We start from the raw sequence: 21,444 nt of genomic DNA on the forward strand, positions 1-21,444 counted from the left end.
CATTCCCACAACAGTCAGGCATAGGACAGGGATTTTTCTTCCAGCAGTTCCTGATACAGTTCCGTCCACTTGCGGCCCATTTCATCGGCGGTGAATAACTGCCGATACCGCGCTTCAGCCTTCACGCCCATTGCCGCCGCGCGAACCGGGTCGTCCCACAGCGTGCGCATGGCCTCGCGGAACGCCTGTGGATTACTGGGTGGCACTACCAGCCCGGTTTCGTTGTGGATGTTGATGTAGCTGGTGCCGGTGCCAATTTCGCTGGAGATCATCGGTTTGCCGTACATCGCGCCCTCCAGCAGCGAAATCCCGAACGCCTCGGAGCGCAGGTGCGACGGGAATACGATGGCATAGCTCAGTTGCAGCAACGCAACCTTGTCTTCATCCCCCAGCCGTCCGAGGAAGTGGACGTTGCGCAAACCCAGCGCTGCCGCTTGGGCGTGCAGCTCGGTTTCCAGTGGCCCGGCACCGACGATCACCACCGGGTAATCCACGTCTTTCAAGGCATCGAGCAGGATGTGCAAACCCTTGTAGTAACGCATCACCCCCACGAACAGGAAAAACTTATCCCCAAGCTTCTGCCGCCAATGGGCCATGCGTTCGGTATCGGGCTGTGGATAACCGGCCTTGTTCAAACCGTAGGGAATGACGCGGGTCTTGTCTTGAAACTGCTGCAATACATCGCTGGTGTGCAGGTAGTTGGGCGAGGCGGCGACGATGCGGTCGGCGCTGGCGAGGAAACGGTTCATCAGCGGCCGATAGAGTTTGAGCAGGTGTTTCTGCCGGATGATGTCCGAGTGGTAGGTGACCACGCAGGGTTTATTCATGCCGCTGGCGAAGTGCACCAGGTCCATGAACGGCCACGGGAAGTGGTAATTGACCACGTCCGCTTCGGCTGCCAGTTCGCGAAACTGTTTGAACACGCTCCAGGAAAACCCCGTGGAGGCGAACTGAATGTCGAGTTTGGCTCGATGCACTTCATGCTGGCCGAGTTTCACCACGGGCGGCGTCGGGTCGGTGCTCAGCGTCAGCACCTGGCCCTCGATGCCGTGCTGGGCGCCGCTTTCGCAGAGCTGGAAGATGACTTGTTCGATGCCACCTACGGAGTCGGGCAGGTACGTCTTGAAAAAATGAAGAACTCGCATTCAACCTCCCAAAGCCTGGCGGTAGGCGCGGGCTGTGATCCTCGCGCAACGCTCCCAGGAAAAAGCTTCGCTTGTTGTAGTCCCGCTTCTCGGCATGCCTGCCAATGCGTTTTATCGTCGATCAGTCGGCTCATCGCATCGCGCAAGCCGACAGGGTCGTCAGGTTCAATGTAGTTGCCCGCAGCCCCGGCCACCTCCGGCATCGCCGAATGCCGAACCAGAATCACCGGCGTGCCGCTGGCCATGGCTTCCAGAACCGGGAGGCCGAAGCCTTCATAGAGCGATGGAAAAATCAGTGCCCGCGCCCCCGCCAGTAGCTGCGCCACTTGCTCGTCAGGCAGGTAGCCCAGTAAACAGACGTGCCCGGCGGCCAGTGCCTGGCGCAGCTCTTCGCTGAATTGCTCGCGCTGCCAGCCGGCCATGCCGACGATCAACAGCGGAAACCGCTGGCGCTGCGCCTCCGGCAACAAGGCGTGAGCGCGCAGGGCCAGGGCCAGGTTTTTGCGCGGCTCCAGGGTGCCGACGCAGAGGAAGTATTCCCGCGTCTCGACGCCATGGGCCTTGAGAACCACGTCGATGTCTTCGGCTGAGCGCGGATGGAAGCGTGCCGCTACACCCAGCGGCGCGACGATGAAACGCTCGGCTGGCAATGCGAAATAAGCCTGGGCCTCGTCGGCAATAAACTGCGAATCGGTCAGGATCAGTTGCGCCTGTTGCACGCCATCGGCCAGTCGCCGCTCGATTTCGCGCAAGCGGGCCGGCGGTTGCGTCTCGGGGTAATGCAGATGCGTCAGGTCATGCAGGGTGATGACTGTCGGGCCGTCGAACGACAGCGGCCACAAACTCGGTTCGTGATAAAGATCGATCGACTGGGACCGGCCCTGATCGAAGCGTTTCTGCGCCAGCCAGCGTCGGGCCTGATAGGCCCCGGAATTTGCCGCAGTAACGGCGACAGTCGCGAGTAGCCGGGCATGGCCGCGTCGGGCAGCGACGTGCTCCAGCCCCAGCCGTGGAACAGCGACAGTTCGACGTCCGGTTCGCAGGCGAGCGCGCCCACCAGTTCGGCAACGTAATGGCCGATGCCGGTGCGCGGGGCCTGGAGGATGCGGGCGTTAAGGGCAATTCGCATGTTGCCTCTGTGCCACGGCCGGTGTCGGCTGAAGATTGCGCAGGGTGCGTTCGGCCAGTTGCGCACTGGCTTCACGCCAGCCGATCCACTGCCAGTCCGCGACATTGCGAGCCGCCGGGAATTGAGTGCTGTTCTCGTAGCGAACGACCAGATCGGCCAGGGTTTGCGGCTTGGCCAGGTCGAAGTAGGCCATGAACTCACCGCCAATTTCGCGGAAGATCGGGATATCACTGCCCATCGCTGGCAACCCGCGTTGCATGGCTTCCACCAGGGGCAGGCCGAAGCCTTCGACCCGTGACGGAAATACCAGCGAACGGGCGTGGGAGTAGGCGTACTCGAGGCTGGTGTCGCTCAGGTCGTTGAACATGAACAGCCGTTTGTTCAGCTGTGGGTGATTACGTACGCGGGCAAGCAGGGCGTCGCACTTCCAGCCGATGCGCCCGGCGATGCACAGTCGGACAGTCGAACCCGCCGCCCAGGCGAGCTCAAAGGCGTCCAGCAGGTAGTCGTGGTTCTTGCGCGGCTCGATGGTGCTGACCATCAGGAACACCGGCTCCGGGGTGTCGAACATCTGCGTCAGACGCGGTTCGACGGTGGCGCGGGCTTCGCTCAGGTCCAGTTCGGAGCCGAGGTGGAAATAGTCGAACCACAAGGCATCGGCTTTCGCCGGACCGACCCGGCGCTGCAATTCTTCACGTACCTGATCGCGCACCGTGGCGGATATCGCCACATAGCCGTCGGCGGTTTGCGTGATCCAGTCGAACCATTCGTTGAAAACCTGTGCCAGCCGCGTGTCGTAGAACTGCGGGTGGGTCAGGGGAATCAAGTCGTAGATCACCGAGACGATGCCCACGCCATCGCGCTTGAGTCGTTCGGCAAACGGGAAGAAGTCGGTGTGCCAGGAGGAATCCAGTAGCACCAGTTGATCCCCCGGTTGATGCTGCAACGGCGAGCAACGCTTGGGCAGTTGATACTGATTGACCTGATCGATCAGCCGCAGCGGTACGCTGAAACAGGCCAGTGCGGTCAGACGGTAAGCCACGTACAACAAGCGTTTTGCAAATTTCGAGGTGCAGCGCTTGTCGAGGCGCTGGTGCAGCTGCCAGAAGCCATGGGCCAGGCGTTCGAGCCGCCCGGCGAAGGTCATCAGGCCATCGAAAAACGGGATGTTCAACGAACCCAGCTTCAGCACTCGATAGAGTTTGCCTTTAAGCATCACCACCGGGATGCACTCAACGCCGTCCACGCTGGGCGGCAGTTGGTTGATGACGTTGCGCACCACCCGCTGAATGCCCGAGTTGACCTTGGGGTGCTGGAACACGTGGGTGCACTCCACCAGCAGGCGAGTCATGACGCGCGCTCCTGGGGAATGGATTTGGCCGTGCGCGTGATGGTGGTCCGGGCCCCCAGCCAGGAGCAGCCGACGAAGTCTTCGTGGCGGTTATTGATGACGTGGAACACCAGGCCGTAGTCGCGCCATTCGAAGTTGCGGTCCAGGTGCGAGTCCAGGCGTGACAGGCTCAGCGCCACCGAATAGTTGCCCTTGCCCAGGCCCATGACGAAGGCAAAGCGATAGGTCACTCGTTCGCCAGCGTGCAGGTCATTCAGGGCTTTGTCCTGGCGATGGGTGTTGATGCCGTACATGGCCTGGCCCAGGCGATCCTTGATCATGAAGCCCAGCACCAGGCGTTCGATGTCCTGGCGAATCTCTACCTGCACTTCCAGCACCACCGGTTGGCCAACTTCGGCGGCATCGATGGCGCGTTCGTTTTCGTCCAGCAGGCGCACGCTGAGGATCCCGGCCTCACCGGTACCGGAGATGGTCTGCACCTGGCCACCGGCGAGCATTTCCTGGCGCACGGTCTGGCCTTCGCGTTCGGCGAGCAACGCGTTGTAGTAATCCATGACCGCTTCGGGTTTGTCGTGCATGGCCATGCGGCCGCGGTCCAGCAGGATCGCCGAGTCGCAGATCGACTGGATCGCCCCACGGTCGTGGGACACGATCAGCAAGGTGGTGCCGGCTTTGCGGAAGCTGCGGATGCGGTCGAAACTCTTGTGCTGGAAGTAGGCGTCGCCCACCGACAACGCTTCGTCGACGATCAGGATGTCCGGGCGCCGGGCGGTGGCCACGCTGAACGCCAGGCGCATCTGCATGCCGCTGGAATAGGTACGCACCGGCTGATCGATGGCCTCGCCGATTTCGGCAAAACGCTCGATCTCCGGCATCAGGGCTTCGATCTCTTCAACGTGCATGCCCAGCAGTTGTCCGGCCATGACGGCGTTCTGCCGGCCGGTGAAATCCGGGTGAAAGCCCATGCCCAGTTCCAGCAGGGCGGCGACCTTGCCTTCGAGCTGAATGTTGCCGCAGGTCGGCTGGGTGGTGCCGGTGATCATCTTCAGCAACGTGCTTTTACCGGCACCGTTGACCCCGACGATGCCCACTGCTTCACCGGGGGCGATTTCGAATGCCACGTCTTGCAGCACCCAGTGCTGACGGTGGCGTATCGGCGAAAACGGGATCAGCCACTCGGCCAGTCGGCTCCAGCGCGTGGGGTATTGCTTGTAGGCCTTGCTCAGGCCGGTGACGCGTATATGCCCCATCAGAGTTCATCCACCATTTCGCCGACTCGCTGGCGAAACAGCCGCAGCCCGATCATGCAGAACAGCACACCGGTCACGAAGATCGGCAGCAGGGAACTCCAGACCGGCCACTGGCCGTAAAGGAACAGGTTCTGATAACTGGTCATCAGGTTGGTCAGCGGGTTGAGTTGCAGCAGGCGCTGGACCCATTCCGGCAGGATGCTCATCGGGTAGACGATCGGCGTCAGCCAGAACCAGAATTGCAGGCAAATGCCATAGAACTGGCCGATGTCGCGAAAGAACACGTTCAACACCCCGAGAATCATGCCGAGCCCGGCGCAGAACATCACCTGCAACGCCAGCAGCGGCAGCAGAGCCAAAAGGGCCAGGCCCGGCCAGCGTCCGGTGATCAGCAGAAAGCCGAGGAACAGCCCGATGATGATTGCGAAATTGATGCCGGCGTTGCACAGCACGATTACTGGCAGGCAGATCCGCGGGAAGCTGATTTTCTTCAGCAGGTTGGCGTTTTCCAGAAACATGTTCTGGCACCGCAAGGTGATTTCCGAGAACAGGCCCCAGGTCAGCAAACCGGCGCAGAGGTAGACGCTGTAGGCCATGCCGTCATCCACGCCCGGCAAGCGGGCGCGCATGATGTGGGCAAAGACCACCGTGTACACGACAATCATCGACAGTGGATTGAGTACGGTCCAGAGGGCACCGAACAACGAGTTGCGATAACGCGCTTGGAACTCTCGCTTGACGCTACCGAGGATGAAACCTCGATAACCCCACAGCGAGCGGTACAGGGAAAGCAGCATTCAAACCGTCCTGCCGTATTGGTCTTCGAAGCGGACGATGTCGTCCTCTCCCAGGTATTCGCCGCTTTGTACTTCAATGATCACCAGGTCGATCACGCCCGGGTTTTCCAGGCGATGCTTGTGCCCGGCGGCAATGAACGTGGATTCGTTCTTGGCCACCAGGTGGGTGCCGGTACCGTTGTTGGTGACCTTGGCCATGCCTTCGACCACGACCCAGTGTTCGTTGCGGTGGTGGTGCATTTGCAACGACAGCTTGCCGCCCGGCTTGACCACGATGCGCTTGATCTTGAAGCGCGTGCCTTCCTCGAGCACGGTATAGCTGCCCCATGGCCGGCTGACGGTGCGGTGCAGGCGATAGGCTTCGTGCTTTTTGTCCTTGAGCTGCTTGGCCACCCGGCGCACATCCTGCGCGCGGTCGGCGTGGGCCACCAGCACGGCGTCGGCGGTGTCGACGATGATCAAGTTATCCACACCCACGGCGGCGACCAGTCGGCCTTCGCTTTGGACAAAGTTGTTGTGGCTGTCGACGAAGATCGCATCGCCACTGGCTCGGTTGTTTTGTGCATCTGCCGGCACCAGCGCGGCCATCGCGCCCCAGGAGCCGATGTCGCTCCAATCGAAACCGGCGGGCACCACGACCACTTTGTCCGAGCGTTCCATCAAGGCGTAGTCGATGGAGATGTCGGTGATTTCGGCAAACAGCGCCGGCGACAATTCCTGTTGCAGGCAACCGCCGGTTTCCACCGATGGGCTGACGGCCATGCAGGCCTGGGTCTGTTCCAGCAGTTCGGGGGCGTGAACCTGCAACTCGGCCAGCAACGTGGCCACCGAGAAGCAGAACATGCCGGAGTTCCACAGGAAGTTGCCGCTTTCCAGGTAATGGGTCGCGGTTTGCAGGTCGGGTTTTTCGACGAAGCGTTGCACCCTGGCCGCGCCTTTGTCGTCCAGCGGCGCGCCGGTCTCGATGTAGCCGAAGCCGATTTCCGGTGCCGTCGGTTCTACGCCGAACGTCACCAGGTAGCCGGCCTTGGCCAGCGTCATGGCGTGTTCGACCGCGCTTTGCAAGGCGTCGACATTGACGATCAAATGATCGGCCGGCATGACCACCATGATCGCTTCGTCACCGTGCAGGGCTTGCAGCGACAGCGCCGCCGCCGCAATGGCCGGGGCGGTGTTGCGGCCCGTCGGCTCAAGCAGGAAGTGCCCGCGATGGCGAGACATTTGCGCGTCCTGGTAGTGATCCTTGCTCTGGAAGTAATACTCGCGATTGGTCACCGTGACGATATCGCCCCAACCGTCGAGCAGGCCCGCTGCGCGCCGGTAGGTCTTGCCCAGCAGCGACTGGCCGTCGGGCAGCGTCATGAATGGCTTGGGGTGCCCTTCTCGGGACACCGGCCACAAACGGGTCCCGGCACCGCCGGAGAGAATCACAGGAATCAGCATGGCCTACTCCTTGGCGACGCGCTTCATGTCCGCATCCATCATCATGCGGATCAAGGTATCCAGATCGGTTTTTGGTTTCCAGCCCAGCACACGCCGAGCCTTGGCCGGGTTCCCGAGGAGCACGTCGACTTCGGCCGGGCGGAAAAACGCCGGGTCGATCTTCACGTAGTCGCGGTAGTTGAGGCCAATGTGATCGAAGGCTATGCGGCACATTTCGCGCACGGTGGTGGTCACGCCGGTGGCAACCACGTAGTCATCGGCCTTGTCCTGTTGCAGCATCATCCACATCGCTTCGACGTAGTCGCCGGCAAACCCCCAGTCGCGCTTGGAGTCGATATTGCCCAGTCGCAGTTCGCTCTGTTTGCCTTGCTTGATGCGGGCGGCGGCGTCGGTGACCTTGCGGGTCACGAACTCGATGCCGCGCAGCGGTGATTCGTGGTTGAACAGGATCCCGCTGCTGGCGTGCAGGTTGAAGCTCTCGCGGTAGTTCACGGTGATCCAGTGACCGTAGAGCTTGGCCACGCCGTACGGGCTGCGTGGGTAGAACGGGGTGTTTTCGTCTTGCTGCTCGGCCTGGATCAGGCCGAACATTTCGCTGGTGGACGCTTGATAGAAACGCGTGTGCGGGCTGAACTGACGGATCGCCTCCAGCAGGTGAGTCACCCCCAGGCCGTCGACGATGCCGGTGGTCACCGGTTGATCCCAGGAGGCGGCGACAAAGCTTTGCGCCGCCAGGTTGTAAACCTCGTCCGGCGCCGACTTGATCACCGCGCGCTGCACGGAGCAGGCATCGGCCATATCGCCGTCCAGGTAAATGATGTCGCCCTCAACCCCCATCTCGCGCAGGCGCCAGCGTGAATCGCTGCTGCGCCGGGCGACCAGTCCATGGACCTTGTAGCCCTTGTCGAGCAGCAGTTTGGCCAGATACGCGCCGTCCTGGCCGGTGATCCCTGTGATCAGTGCACTTTTAGTCATTGTTCTTTTACTCGTTTCTCCCAGTCGGACAGGATCGCCCGCAGGGATTGTTGTGTTGTGATTTCAGGCGTCCATCCTGTGGTCTGGGCGAGCTTGGCATGGCTGCCACAAACGCGACGCTGATCTGCGCGGCGAAGACGCGCAGGGTCCTGAATCAATTGCATGTCGACCTGGGCGAGGTCCCCTAGCTGCTCGATCAAACTGCGGATGCTCTGCTCGCGCCCCGAGCAAATGTTGTAGACCTGCCCCGGCGTGCCTTTTTCGAGCAGCGCCAGGTAGGCCGAAATCACATCGTCCACGTCGAGGAAGTCGCGGGTGACATCGATGTCGCCGACTTCCAGTTGTGGGGCTTGCAGGCCTTGTTTGATTCGGTTGATCTGCCGCGCGGCACTGGCGATGACGAAGCTGTCTTTCTGCCCGGTGCCGATGTGGTTGAACGGACGGGCGACCAGCACCGGCCAGTCTTCGCTCAGGCCCCATTGCAGGCTCAAGAATTCCGCCGACAGCTTGCTCACGGCATATGGGTTGCGCGGGCAGGGTGGCTGGATTTCGGTGATGGGCAGTTGGGCTTCGCTGACCTGGCCGTAGACATCGCCGGAGCTGACGTACAGGAAGGTGCCGCTGAAACCGCGGGCCTTGAGGGCTTGCAGCAGGTTCAGGGTACCGAGCAGGTTGATGTTCAGCGTGCGCGCCGGATCCCGGAAGGCTTCGGGAACGTAGGTTTGGCCGGCCAGATGAATGACCGCGTCGGGCAGCTCGGGCCACAGGCCTGCGAGGCTGTCCGGGTTGCCGAGGTCATAGCGCGAAGGGGCCGTCAGCAGCTCCCATGTCGAGGCATCGGCATTCAGACGCGATTGGATGTGTTGCCCTACGAATCCACTCAGCCCCGTAACGAACAGACGCTTTTTCAAACAGCAGCCCCTTGGTCATTAAACTTCTGCCATTTCCCACAGGCTTGACGGGAATGTCTGTCAGACCGTGTGAAAACATCGGTAAGAAAACAGGCGAAGTCTTTGTTGTAGTTGTTTGGTAGCCAATCTGTGCCAATTACGGCGCAATTTCAACAGGTCCAACCGTGACTGGTCAGTTCTCGTTAGCGTAGCCTCATTTTTCTCGTCGGGCGGTTCACGAATCCTCAACGGATGTGTTTAGAATGCCCCTCGTCACGATTATCCAGCGATCGTTCGGGGTGTTGCGAAAGTTGTTCCCATACCCCGCGAAGCTGACCATTAAAACAAGAACGTAGACGGGCAAGAAGACGATGGACGACGACCGGCAAACGCCGCCGCGATCCGTCGCTTCGCCGTCATAGAGTGGGGCTGCCGGGACGGCGGTTTCATCGTGGGATGCCATGAATTTCATTCTTTACTCGGACGTCAACGACAGCTCGATCAGCCAGAGCCTCGGTCGGCCCGAATACAGTTATTACTTCGTGCTCAAGGCGTATCGCCCGGTGTTTGAAAGCCTTGGGCGGGTGCACGTGGTGTCCAGCGTCGCCGAAGTCGATCCCCTCTACAGGCAACTGCTCGCTGCTGGCGAAGACAGCCTGTTCCTGTCGTTTACCCCGCCGCAGAAAACCCCGACCGACCTTGAGTGCCCGACGATCTGCGTGGTGGCCTGGGAGTTCGATTCGATTCCCGATGAGCAGTGGGACAACGACCCGCGCCAGGACTGGACGCAAATGCTCGCGCGCCAGGGCCGGGTTATCACGCTCTCCAGCCACACCGCCCGGGCGATTCGCCGGGCCATGGGTGAAGACTTCCCGGTGTTGGTGTTGCCGACGCCGTTGTGGGAAAACTTCGCGGCTATTCGTAGTCACCACACCAGCGCGCCGGTGAACCCCGGTTCAACACTGGAGATCAAGGGCTGCATCTTTGATACGCGGACCCTCGGGCTCAACGCCGATGCACTGATTCCGCTGTTGCCGACCGCCGAAGAGCTGGCGGCACTGGAGGCCCTGCGGCCGCCGCCGCTGACGCTCAAACGCCGCTTCGTCATTGCCCGGCATTACCTGCGCCTGTGGGCGCTGGACTTGGGCAAGGCGCAACCAACGCCCGTGTGTCGCACCTATTTCCTCAAACAGTGGTATTGGGAGGGGATTCGCGATGTGTTATCGGACGGGGCTCATGAACGAATGGCCAACGCGCTGCCGAGTATCGCCGGCCCGCAGCCGATTGTGCTGCCCGAACCGGTGCCGCGGGATCTGCCCGACACCACCGGCCAGGTCGAAACCCGGGTCGACGGCGTGGTCTATGCCACGGTGTTCAATCCCAAGGACGGCCGCAAGAACTGGCATCAACTGATCACCGCATTCTGCTGGGCGTTCCGCGAAACCGACGACGCCACGCTGGTGCTGAAGATTACCCAAAGCGACCTGTCGTCCTACTACGACGAACTGATGACGCTGCTCGCGCAGTTGTCGCCATTTGCCTGTCGAGTGGTCGTGATGCACGGTTATCTGGACGATCCGCAATACGCCCGGCTTTATGAAGCCGCCAGTTTTTACGTCAATGCTTCGCGCTGCGAGGGCCTGTGCCTGCCGCTGATGGAGTTCATGGCCAGCGGTAAACCGGTGATCGCCCCGGACCACACGGCGATGGAGGATTACATCGATGAGCGCGTGGCGTTTGTGGTCAAGTCCAGCGAAGAGCTGACCATCTGGCCCCAGGACACCCGAATCATCTACCGCACCCTGCGTTATCGGCCGGACTGGGGGTCGCTGAAAACCGCCTACGAACACAGTTACCAGATGGCCAAGGCACAACCGCAGGACTACCGGCGCATGTCCCGCGCCGCCATCGACCGCATGCACGATTACTGCGCGTTCGCCCCGGTGCAGCAACGCCTGTCGGATTTCTTCGGGTTGGCGCCACAGGCCTGTGTGCCTGCGACCGTGACGGATAACGCCTCATGCTGATCATCATTCATTCGGAAACCAACCAGCGCACGATAGCCCAGAACCTCGGCCGCTCGGAGTACAGCTATTACTTCGTGCTCAAGGAGTACCGGCCGGTGCTGGAGCGACTGGGGCGGGTGGTCGAAGTCAGCGATCCGCAGATCGAAGTCGATGCGCTGTACCTTGACTGCCTGTCCCGTGGCGAAGACTGTGTGTTCCTGTCGTTCTCGCCTCCGCATCGCACGCCGGTCAATTTTGCCTGCCCGACCCTGGCGGTGTTCGCCTGGGAGTTCAGCACCATTCCCAACGAGCCGTTCGCCGGGGAGCCGCGCAATGACTGGCGCAGCGTGTTGCGGGCGTCCGGTGCAGCCATCACCCATTCCAGCTACACCGTCAACGCGGTGCGTGAGGCGATGGGCGCGGACTATCCGATCGTCGCCGTGCCGGCGCCGGTGTGGGACCGTTTCGCTGCCCGTGGCGCGCAGTTGCAACGCCAGCCGCTGGCTGATCAGGTGAAATTGAAGATCAAAGGGGTGGTGGCGGACAGTCGCCAGCTCGACCCGCAGGCGTTTGGCCCGGAGCACTTGCGTCGCGGAAAGGGCATCGATTTCGACGCACCGGCCAGTGAGCACGAGTTGCTGCTCGACGGGGTGATCTACACTTCGGTGTTCAATCCCAGTGACGGGCGCAAGAACTGGGAAGACATGCTCAGTGCGTTCTGCGTGACCTTCCGCGAGGTTGAAGACGCGACGCTGGTGTTCAAACTGACCCACCACGATGCCGAAGAAGCCCTGGCCGACATCCTTCATCATTTGTACAAAAACCAGTCTTACCGCTGCCGCATCGTGCTGATTTACGGCTACCTGGCGGATGCGGATTACGAGCAACTGGTTCAGGCCACAAGCTATGTGGTCAACACCGCTTATGGTGAAGGCCAGTGCCTGCCGCTGATGGAGTTCATGTCCTGCGGCAAACCGGCGGTGGCACCGCGTACCACGGCGATGCTCGATTACCTGGATGCCGACAACGCTTTCATCATCGATACTACCGACGAACTGACCGCCTGGCCCCACGACCCGCGCCGGGCGTTCCGCACGTTGCGCTACACCACCAATTGGGCGTCGGTGTGCACGGCGTATCGAGCCAGTTATGAAGTGGCCAAGGGTCATCCCGAGCGCTATGCGCAGATGTCCGGCCATGCGGTGGCGAGCCTGCAAACCTTCTGCAGTCAGGCGATTGCCGAGCAACGTTTGAAAGGGTTTTTCGCCGAGCTGTTCAAGAGCCGTGTCGCGCCTGTCATGGAAACCCCCGAGGCATGATCCGCGCACTATTGCGACGTCTGTTCCCCGGGCGAAACCCGAACCGTTGCCGGTGATACACAGCGCCGTGTCGCCACGGGATGTGGGGCTGCGCGATGCCATGCTCGATGGCTGGTTTCTGGGTGACAGCGGCGAACTGCTCAAGGGCTTTGCCATCAACGCGGACGACACCCTGCTGGATGTCGGTTGCGGTGAAGGCGTGGCAACGCTGTTTGCGGTGCGTCAGGGCGCGTCGGTGATCTTCACCGACAGTGAACACGACAAGGTCCGGGATCTGGCCCGGCAAGTGGAAGCGCAGTCGACCCGGCAAAATCTTGGGTTGGTCAGCAACAGCCTGCCGCTGCCCCTGGCCGATGGTTGCGCGAGCAAAGTCGTGTGCATGGAAGTGCTCGAACACATCGATCAGCCTGAACCGTTCATGGCTGAACTGGTGCGCATGGGGCGGCCCGGGCGCTATATCTACTGAGCGTACCGGCGCCAGTCGGCGAACATTTGCAGCAAGGCATCGCCCCCGCCAGCTATTTCCAGTCGCCCAATCACGTACAGATTTTTACCCCCGAGCGGTTTGCCGCGATGGTCGAAGACGCCGGGCTGGTGATTGAGCATCGCCAGGCCACCGGGTTTTTCTGGGTCATGGGCATGATCTTTTTCTGGGCCAGCGAACGGGCGGCCGGGCGCGACCTGGGTGGCGCGGTGCGCGACCGGATTCAGGCGCCGTACCCACCGCTGATGGAGAGCTGGGCGCACACCTGGCAAGACTTGCTGGCGCAGCCCAATGGCCTGGCGATCAAGCAGATGCTCGATCAATTCATGCCCAAGAGTCAGGTGATCATCGCCCGCAAACCGCTGGATTGCGATGCAACGTCCGGGAGGATGGAATGAGCAGTAAACGAATCATGGACATCGAGTTGCTGCGCGGCATTGCGGTACTCGGCGTGTTGTTTCATCACATGCAGGGCAGCCTGTTCACCGACCCCGTGCCGTTGCTGGAAAGCATTCATGCCTGGGCGCAACCGTGGTGGGGCGTCGACCTGTTTTTCGCGATCTCGGGTTTTGTGATCGCGCGTAGCCTGATACCTGCCTTGCAAGGGTGCAATACGCGTCAGGAATACTGGCAGCAGACGCGCAACTTCTGGCTGCGACGGGCCTTTCGACTACTGCCTTCGGCGTGGCTGTGGCTGGCGCTGATGTTGCTGGCCTGCGTATTGATCAACCGCTCCGGAGCGTTCGGCACGTTGCATGCGAACCTGCAGGCGACGCTGGCCGGGGTCGCGCAGTTCGCCAATTTCCGTTTCGCCGACAGCTTTTATCGCTACGAATACGGTACCAGTTTCGTCTACTGGAGCCTGTCGCTGGAGGAGCAGTTCTACCTGCTGTTTCCATTGCTGATTCTGCTCTGCCGCAAGCACCTGGTCTGGGCCTTGCTGGCGTTGGTCGCGGTGCAGTTGTTCACCTTGCGCACGCCCATCCTGATGGTGGTTCGCACCGACGCACTGGCCCTCGGCATCCTGTTGGCAATGTGGAGTGCGCGCCCGGACTATGTGCGCTGGGAGCCGACATTCTTGCGTCGGCCGTGGGCGGGCGTCTCGGTGCTGCTGCTCTTGGCGCTGGTGCTGAGCGTGATTGCCACGGATCGTTTTACCTTCACCAACTATCGGATCGGCGCCATTGCCGTGCTCAGTGCGGTGCTGGTGTGGATCGCGTCCTACAACCGTGATTACTTGATGCCGGCGGGTTTGCTGAAAAACCTGATGGTGTGGATCGGCAGTCGCTCCTACGGGATTTACCTGATCCACATTCCGGCCTATTCGCTGGTGCGCGAAGTGATCTTCCGCTTGCAGGCCGCCGGTCTGCCAAGTCCGGCCGGTCATCCAATCCTGACCATCCTGATGGCTGGCGGGCTGATCGTCCTGCTGAGCGAACTCAATTACCGCTTCGTCGAAATGCCGATGCGCAATCGCGGCGCCTCGCTGGTGCAACGGCTGAGCGCGTCCCGAACCGCCGTCCCATCCCCTGGAGCTACCTCATGCTGAGCCTTTTGAAGAAACTCACGGCGGGCAGGCCCGCTCCCGCTCCCGTGGAGCCCGTGGCACCGGTCGTCGACAAGGTCGACCCTTACATGCTCGGCCTGCGCGACGCGGTGCTCAGCGGCTGGTTCAACCAGGAAACTGACGAGGTCTACACCGGTTTCAAGATAACCGCTGAGGACGTCATGCTCGACGTCGGCTGCGGGGATGGCGGCACCGTGCACTTTGGCGGCATGCGCGGGGCGAAGATCATCATTGCCGACATTGACGCGGCCAAGGTCGAAGCAACCCGGCAACGGCTGATCGATACGCCGGCCCGCGACGTCGAGTGCCACGTGACCAACTGCAATCCGCTGCCGATTGCCGATGCGACCGCTACCCGCGTGGTGTCCACCGAAGTCATCGAGCACGTGGACGACCCGGCGCAGTTCCTCGCTGAACTCGTGCGGGTCGGCAAGCCGGGGGCGCTGTATTTGCTCAGCGTTCCGCACCCCACCTCCGAAGACCTGCAAACGGGCATCGCCGCGCCGGAGTACTTCCAGAAGCCCAACCACGTTCGCATCATCAGCGAAGAGCAGTTCAAGACGATGGTCAGCGACGCCGGCCTGGAAGTGCTGAGCCACAGCCAGTACGGATTCTACTGGTCGATCTGGATGCTGTTGTTCTGGGAAGCCAAGGTCGATTTCAGCAATCCCGACCATCCAATGCTCCATCACTGGGCGGATACCTGGAGATTGGTTCTCGATTCGCCACGGGGTGCGCAGATCAAGCAGGCGCTGGATGCCGTCGTGGCGAAAAGTCAGGTGATCATCGCTCGCAAGCCCTAGATCACTGACCTGTGGGAGCGGGCTTGCTCGCGAAGAGGGAGTGTCAGTCGGCATTGATGTTACCTGACACACCGCTTTCGCGAGCAAGCCCGCTCCCACAGGGTTTTGTGTACCCTGTTGGCCTGTATTTCAGGGATCAGGGATGTGATGTCGCTCTTTATTCGCCTGTCGGTAATGCTTGCTGCGGTGCTGTTGCTCAACGGTTGCGAGCACCACGACGCCCCACCACTCGATCAACAACTCTATGTCTGGCAACGCCAATGGATCCCGGCCCATGAGGCCGCGTTGCGCGATAGCCGTGCCGATTTCTCGACCTTGCGGGTGCTGGCGTTGCAGGCATTCCCGCAGGAAGGCTGGCGACGGGCGCGGATTGATCCGGGGTTGCTCAAGCACGATGGTCGGCCGCTGATTGCGGTGATTCGTCTGGATGGCCAGCTCAAGGCGCTGGATCAGGACGATGTCATCACGCAGATCCAGCAGGTGCTCGCCGATTGGCAATCCCAAGGCCTGACCCTGGCCGGCGTGGAAATCGACCACGATGCCGGCAACGCTCGGCTGCCAGCCTATCGGGCGTTCCTCTCGCAACTGCGCGCCGCATTGCCGGCGTCTCTGCCACTGAGCATCACCGCGTTGCCGGCCTGGCTCGACAGTGCTGAATTGCCCGCGCTGTTGGCGACGGTCGACAGCAGCGTGTTGCAAGTGCATGCGGTCAGTGACCCGCGTCGAGGGTTGTTCAACGCGGATCAGGCGAAACAGTGGGCCAAGGCCTGGAGTCGTATCACGGCTAAACCGTTCTACCTGGCACTGCCGGCGTATGGCGTGGCGTTGTTGCCCGACGCCGGTGGTGCGCCGGTCGTCGAAAGCGAAGTGGCCATCGAGCGGGGTGGCAAACGCCGGGAATTGTTGGCCGATCCGCTGCAATTGAGCACATTGGCAACCGAGTTGCGCCAGGATCCGCCGGCCCATCTGGCCGGCCTGATCTGGTTCCGTCTGCCACTGGCCGGTGATCGCCGCGCCTGGAGCCTGACGACACTGGGCGCCGTGGCTCGCGCAGAGGCGTTGAACAGTCGCCTGAGCCTGAAACTATCCGCGGAAAACGGCCTCTATGACATCGCCATCAATAACCAGGGCAACCTCGACAGCGACTGGCCCGAACGCTTGACGCTGGCGGTGCAAGGCTGTGATGGCGCTGATGCGCTGGCCGGTTATGCGTTGCAACAGAGCCCGGATCTGCTTACCTTCACCCGCTTGCGCGCCGGTCGAATTCCGGCCGGCGGACAGCGCGCCATCGGTTGGGCACGCTGCGCAACTATTGATCAAGGAGGTTCGAATGTTCACCCGTAACTGGCCCCGCCATCTGCTCTGCCTGAGCCTGAGCTTGCCGCTGGGTTCGGCGTTGGCCTGCGGGCCGGACTTCCCGATGCGGCTGCTGGATGACCGTGGCCAGTCACTCTCGGAGCTGCCGGAAGGCAGTTTCAACTTTGAGATCAATCGCCTCGGGCAGGCCATCGCCGGGCTGAAAAACGTCACGGAGGCAACCTATAGCCTGGACCACGAATACGGCAATGTGCCGGTTTACACCGATCAGCGGGACAAGGCTGAGCAGGCCGGTTTGAGCGCTGAACAGCAAGCGCTGGTGAAGCGACTGCGCAGCCTGACTGATGCCCGTCAGGTCGAGACTCAGGGCGCGAGCCTGCCGGTTGATCTGCGGCTGTACCTGGCGGGGGCCGTGGCGTTCAACGCCGGGGATCATCAGCTCGCCGCTCAATATTTCCAAAAAGTGTTGGCGCTGCCGGCCGATCAACGACCGTTGCGCAGCACCTGGGCGGCTTATTCATTGGGGCGGGCGCTGTTCGCCATGAGCGCCGAGGCGGGCGCGGCGCCGGACCTGTTGACCCAGGCTCAGAAGGCCTTCGAACAGGCTCGTCAGTTAAGTGCCGATGGCTTCAGCGATCCGCTGGAACTGGGCGTCGCCAGCCTCGGCGAAGAAGCGCGAGTGGTTCGCACCGCGGGCGATTGGAATCGCGCTATCGAGCTTTACGCCACGCAAAACCTGCTCGGTTCAACGGTGGGTTATTCCTCTCTCAAACAATTGATGAGCGAGCTGATGGCGCTGCCTGACGATCAGTTGGCTGTGTTGCTTCAGGGTAAATCGGTGCAGCAATTGGTCACGGCATCGTTGATCAGTCGCGTTGGCTGGTCATTCGGTGATCAACCGCCGAGCGAGAAAAAACTGATTCAACTGTTGCAAAACAGTACCCGTGGCAGCCTGGATAACGCTGATCGTTTGGCGGCGATGAATTATCAACAGGGTGATTACGCCAGCGCCAAGGCCTTTCTTGAACACGCCGGCGACGGCGGTCTGGCCTGGTGGATACGGGCCAAACTGGCGCTGCGCGAGGGCGATAAAACCGCTGCCGCTGCGGCCTATGCGAAAGCGGCCCAGGCGTTCCCGCCGAATGAATCCTGGGGCGAACGACGTACGCCAGACTGGGATTTTGAAACGGTCCAGCCTGAATGTCGGGTCGAGGGGGAAAGCGCGATCCTAGCCCTGCAACGCGGCGATTACCTGCAAGCCTTCGATCAGCTCTATCGCAGCCAAGGCGTTTACTGGCTCGACGCGGCCACGGTCGCGGAGCGGGTGCTGACCGTCGATGAACTCAAGCATTACGTCGACACCCAAGTGCCGGCAGTACCGCCGCTGACTCAGCAGGAGCGTGACAACTATGTACCGCTGCCCGTGGCGGCAAAGCTGCGCGATTTGCTCGGGCGGCGGTTGTTGCGCGAAGAGCGCTACGACGAGGCACTGGGTTACTTCGACAATCCCGATCTAGCGAAAAAAGCCAGGTTGTATGCCCAGCAGCGGCAGTTGGCTGATTCCGCCTGGTGGCCGACTAAACGGGCCGCGGCGCTGTTCAATGCAGCCTGGACCGCGCGCGAGTGGGGGATGGACATTCTGGGCTACGAGATGAGCCCGGACTTCGCGACTTTTGGCGGCAATTACAGCCTTGAGAGTACAGAGCTCAAGGTCGGGCCGCTGGTGAGTGAAGGGGAAGTCCAGCGCCAGCAAGCCGGCGCGGCTCAGCCCGACGAGCGTTTCCACTACCGTTTTGTCGCCACGGCATTGGCCGGTCGCGCCGCCGACAACTTGCCTCATACCAGTCAGGCCTTTGCGGCGGTGCTGTGTGCGGCGGCGGGGTGGAACAGCAGCCCTGAAGAACAAAGTGCGCTCTACCAGCGCTATGTCAAAGAGGGCCCTTACGTAGACTGGGCGGTGGACTTCGGTCACCAGTGCCCGTATCCCGACTTTGAAAATGCCAGCAAACGCTATGTGACCCAGGTTACCGACACCACGCGTTCGGCGCTGCGGCCGTACAAGCGGCCATTGCAGATGGGTGGCGTGATCGCGGTGACAGCGGCGGCGCTGTTGTTGGTCAATCGCCGCCGTCGTCGTAAGGTGCAGTAAGGTTCACGCCTGTTGAACAAAAGTCAGCCTCACGGCGAAACCGATCAACAGGCTGCCAAACAGCCATTGCTGTAGGCGTTGGGCGGATGGGCTGCGTTGCAACCAACGGCCCAGCGCAGCGCCAGTCAGCGCGTAGGCGCTGTCGAACAGCAAACCGGCGACCACCAGCAACACGCCAAGGGTGGCGAACTGCGCGAGCACCGGCCCGGCATGCGGGTCGATGAACTGCGGCAGCAGCACCGAGCAGAACAACAGCGCCTTGGGGTTGAGCAGGTTGGTCAGCAAACCGCGCTGGATCGAGTCGCGCCAACGCGGTTTGTCGCCGGCAGCGCTTGCCCCATTCAGGCTCGGCAGCAGGGTGGTGCGCAGGCATTGAATGCCGATCCACAGCAAGTACGCCGCGCCGACCAGGCGCACCACATCGAAGGTCCAGGGCGCAGCCTTGAACAGCGCCGCCAGCCCCAGCGCCGCCAAGGCCACATGACAACCCCGGGCAATACCCAGGCCTATCGCCGTGGCCAGCGCCGCGCCTTTGCCCTGACGGGCGCCGGTTTGCAGCAACAGGATCATGTCCGGGCCAGGCAGCAGATACACCACTGCCAACGCCATGAAAAACAGCCAGAGTCCTGCCACGTTGCACCCCATTCGTTGTCGATTTGGTAGGGTCAGTCTAGGACCGGAGGGCAGGGCAGGTGCTTGCGTAGTTCGCTTCTATAACCTTATGAATTGGCATAACCTGCCACGTTATGACGTGCACACCATCAGGATCTGCCAAACCATGAAACTGGACGCCTACGACCGCAAGATTCTCGCCGCCCTGCAACGGGACGGTCGGCTGAGCAATGTGCAACTGGCCGATGAGATTGGACTGTCGGCATCTCCGTGCTTGCGCCGGGTGCGGATGCTCGAAGAGGCAGGGGTGATTCGCGGTTATCAGGCCAACCTCGATCGTGACGAAGTGGGGCTGGGGCTGACGGTGTTTGTCGGGGTCAAGGTTGAACGCCACAACGATGAACAGGCCGAGGCGTTTCGTCTCGCGGTTACATCACTGCCCGAGGTGATTTCGGCGTTCCTGGTGTCGGGGGAATCGGATTTTTGCTGCAAGTGGTGGTGCCGGACCTGCGTGCCTACGACCGGTTTCTCACCGGGCGCTTGCTGAAGTTGCCGGGGGTGAGTGATATCCGTAGCAACTTTGCGATCCACACGGTGAAGACGCCGGGGGCGTTGCCGTTGGAGCATTTACCCGATTAAAAGCAAAAGATCGCAGCCTTCGGCAGCTCCTACAGGTGCGATCTTTTTATCTTTTGATCTACATCTGCGTCGCTATCCCCTCCACATTCATCGCCGCCTGGCGCAACGCCTCGGAGCGGGTCGGGTGCGGGTGGCAAGTCAGGGCGATGTCCTCGGCCGAGGCGCTGAACTCCATGGCCACGCAATATTCACCGATCATTTCACTGACGCTTGGGCCCACCAGATGCACGCCGAGGATTTCGTCGGTGCGTTCATCGGCCAGCACTTTGGCGAAGCCTTCAGTCTCGTGGTTGATTTTCGCCCGGCTGTTGGCGGTGAACGGAAACTTGCCGACCTTGTACGCACGACCCTCTGCCTTGAGTTGTTCTTCGGTCTTGCCGACGCTGGCCAGCTCCGGTCGGGTGTAGATCACGTTGGGGATCAGGTTGTAATTGACCTCGCCGGCCTTGCCGATGATCTGCTCGATGCAGGCCATGGCCTCGTCTTCGGCCTTGTGTGCGAGCATCGGCCCGGACGTGACGTCGCCGATTACCCAGACGCCAGTGGCTTCGGTGCGGTGACCCTTATTGGCGAGCATGCCGCGTTTGTCGGTGGTGAGGCCGACGGTTTCCAGGCCCAGGCCCTGGGTGTAAGGCCGGCGTCCGATGGCCACCAGCACATAATCGGCTTCAAGCAATTCTGCGGTGCCACCAGCGGCGGGCTCAACGCTGAGCTGCACGCCGTTGGCCGAGGTGATGGCGCTGGTGACTTTCGAACTCAACTTGAAGCTGATGCCTTGCCTGCTCAATGAACGCTGCAGGGTTTTGCCGGCCTCGCCATCGACACCGGGGCAGATCCGGTCGAGAAACTCGACCACCGTCACCTGAGCGCCCAGCCGCCGCCAGACCGATCCCAACTCCAGACCGATTACTCCGGCGCCGATCACCACCAGATGCTTCGGCACTTCGGCCAGGGACAATGCACCGGTTGAATCGAGGATGCGCTTGTTATCGATGTCCACGCCGGGCAGGGAGTGGGCTCGGAGCCCGTGGCGATGATGATGTCTTTGGCGCTGAGTTCGGTCTTTCCACCCTCGCTGTCAGTCACGGTGACCTTGCCCGGCCCGTCGATATGGCCCCAGCCCTTGATCCAGTCGACTTTGTTTTTGCGAAACAGAAACTCGATGCCTTTGGTCAGCCCGGTAACGCTTTCGTCCTTCTGTTTCATCATCTGGGCAAGATTAAGCGTCGGTTTGACCTCGATCCCCAGGTTGGCGAATTCCGCACCCATGGCCGCGTCGTAGAGTTCGGAGGCGTGCAGCAGTGCCTTGGACGGCATGCAGCCGACATTCAGGCAGGTGCCGCCGAGGGTAGCGCGGCCTTCGACGCAAGCAGCCTTGAGGCCGAGCTGGCCGGCGCGGATCGCTGCGTTGTAACCGCCTGGGCCACCGCCCAGAATCACGACGTCATAGGTGCTCATGCTTGTACTCCTGGAGTAAAAGGGACCGGATGGATCAACGTAGTCGTAGATGAAAATTATGGACGTAATATGTGCGTTCCAACGCATTTAGGTCAAGGCTTCAGGTAAAT

General features: G+C 61.4%; 14 protein-coding genes and 4 pseudogenes. 8 read left to right on the forward strand and 10 right to left on the reverse strand.

The window, feature by feature from the left end; translation table 11 throughout:
- Positions 1-14 precede the first annotated feature (14 nt).
- The 8 genes and pseudogenes from JFV26_RS24630 to JFV26_RS24665 form a co-directional block, all read right to left on the reverse strand.
- Complete coding sequence (locus JFV26_RS24630) at positions 15-1,145, reverse strand: glycosyltransferase family 4 protein (RefSeq protein WP_201196064.1); 1,131 nt, start codon at positions 1,143-1,145, stop codon at positions 15-17.
- Positions 1,146-2,274, reverse strand: a pseudogene (locus tag JFV26_RS24635) (glycosyltransferase family 4 protein).
- The gene (locus tag JFV26_RS24640) at positions 2,258-3,625 is read right to left on the reverse strand and encodes a glycosyltransferase family 4 protein (RefSeq protein WP_201196066.1); all 1,368 of its coding nucleotides are present in this window, start codon (positions 3,623-3,625) and stop codon (positions 2,258-2,260) included. Before JFV26_RS24640 ends, JFV26_RS24635 begins: the two are co-directional and overlap by 17 nt.
- Complete coding sequence (locus JFV26_RS24645; protein ID WP_201196068.1) at positions 3,622-4,875, reverse strand: ABC transporter ATP-binding protein; 1,254 nt, start codon at positions 4,873-4,875, stop codon at positions 3,622-3,624. Before JFV26_RS24645 ends, JFV26_RS24640 begins: the two co-directional genes overlap by 4 nt.
- Complete coding sequence (locus JFV26_RS24650; RefSeq protein WP_201196070.1) at positions 4,875-5,672, reverse strand: ABC transporter permease; 798 nt, start codon at positions 5,670-5,672, stop codon at positions 4,875-4,877. The genes JFV26_RS24645 and JFV26_RS24650 overlap by 1 nt, the downstream gene beginning before the upstream one ends.
- Positions 5,673-7,115, reverse strand: a complete 1,443-nt coding sequence (locus JFV26_RS24655) for a mannose-1-phosphate guanylyltransferase/mannose-6-phosphate isomerase (RefSeq protein WP_201196072.1) — start codon at positions 7,113-7,115, stop codon at positions 5,673-5,675.
- Positions 7,116-7,118: 3 nt separating this feature from the next.
- Entirely contained in the window at positions 7,119-8,090 is a 972-nt protein-coding gene (gmd, locus tag JFV26_RS24660; RefSeq protein WP_201196074.1) for a GDP-mannose 4,6-dehydratase, read from the reverse strand.
- Positions 8,087-9,001, reverse strand: a complete 915-nt coding sequence (locus JFV26_RS24665) for a GDP-mannose 4,6-dehydratase (RefSeq protein ID WP_201196076.1) — start codon at positions 8,999-9,001, stop codon at positions 8,087-8,089. The genes gmd and JFV26_RS24665 overlap by 4 nt, the downstream gene beginning before the upstream one ends.
- A 440-nt stretch (positions 9,002-9,441) precedes the next feature.
- Between JFV26_RS24665 and JFV26_RS24670 the strand changes: the two genes are divergently transcribed.
- The 7 genes and pseudogenes from JFV26_RS24670 to JFV26_RS24700 all read left to right on the forward strand — a co-directional run bounded on the left by JFV26_RS24670 (position 9,442) and on the right by JFV26_RS24700 (position 18,625).
- Entirely contained in the window at positions 9,442-11,007 is a 1,566-nt protein-coding gene (locus JFV26_RS24670) for a glycosyltransferase (RefSeq protein ID WP_201196078.1), read from the forward strand.
- Positions 11,001-12,305: a glycosyltransferase gene (locus tag JFV26_RS24675; protein WP_201196080.1), complete on the forward strand. Its 1,305-nt coding sequence runs from the start codon at positions 11,001-11,003 to the stop codon at positions 12,303-12,305. Before JFV26_RS24670 ends, JFV26_RS24675 begins: the two co-directional genes overlap by 7 nt.
- Positions 12,302-13,187, forward strand: a pseudogene (locus JFV26_RS24680) (class I SAM-dependent methyltransferase). The gene JFV26_RS24675 and the pseudogene JFV26_RS24680 overlap by 4 nt, the downstream one beginning before the upstream one ends.
- Positions 13,184-14,338, forward strand: a complete 1,155-nt coding sequence (locus JFV26_RS24685) for an acyltransferase family protein (protein WP_201196082.1) — start codon at positions 13,184-13,186, stop codon at positions 14,336-14,338. The pseudogene JFV26_RS24680 and the gene JFV26_RS24685 overlap by 4 nt, the downstream one beginning before the upstream one ends.
- Entirely contained in the window at positions 14,332-15,159 is an 828-nt protein-coding gene (locus JFV26_RS24690) for a class I SAM-dependent methyltransferase (protein ID WP_201196084.1), read from the forward strand. The genes JFV26_RS24685 and JFV26_RS24690 overlap by 7 nt, the downstream gene beginning before the upstream one ends.
- A gap of 147 nt (positions 15,160-15,306) precedes the next feature.
- A complete protein-coding gene (locus tag JFV26_RS24695; protein ID WP_201196085.1) occupies positions 15,307-16,503 on the forward strand; it encodes a DUF3142 domain-containing protein in 1,197 nt (398 codons plus the stop codon).
- Positions 16,490-18,625, forward strand: a complete 2,136-nt coding sequence (locus JFV26_RS24700) for a hypothetical protein (RefSeq protein WP_201196086.1) — start codon at positions 16,490-16,492, stop codon at positions 18,623-18,625. Before JFV26_RS24695 ends, JFV26_RS24700 begins: the two co-directional genes overlap by 14 nt.
- Before the next feature lie 3 nt (positions 18,626-18,628).
- On the opposite strand, the gene JFV26_RS24705 is transcribed toward JFV26_RS24700, so the two are convergent.
- The gene (locus JFV26_RS24705; protein ID WP_201196087.1) at positions 18,629-19,258 is read right to left on the reverse strand and encodes a LysE family transporter; all 630 of its coding nucleotides are present in this window, start codon (positions 19,256-19,258) and stop codon (positions 18,629-18,631) included.
- A gap of 88 nt (positions 19,259-19,346) precedes the next feature.
- Between JFV26_RS24705 and JFV26_RS24710 the strand changes: the two are divergent.
- A pseudogene (locus JFV26_RS24710) lies at positions 19,347-19,876 on the forward strand (Lrp/AsnC family transcriptional regulator).
- Positions 19,877-19,934: 58 nt separating this feature from the next.
- Here the strand turns inward: JFV26_RS24710 and lpdA are convergent.
- Positions 19,935-21,334: pseudogene (lpdA, locus tag JFV26_RS24715) on the reverse strand (dihydrolipoyl dehydrogenase).
- Positions 21,335-21,444: the final 110 nt, after the last annotated feature.

Origin of the sequence: Pseudomonas sp. TH31, from assembly GCF_016650815.1 — a bacterium.
Taxonomy (GTDB): Bacteria; Pseudomonadota; Gammaproteobacteria; order Pseudomonadales; family Pseudomonadaceae; genus Aquipseudomonas.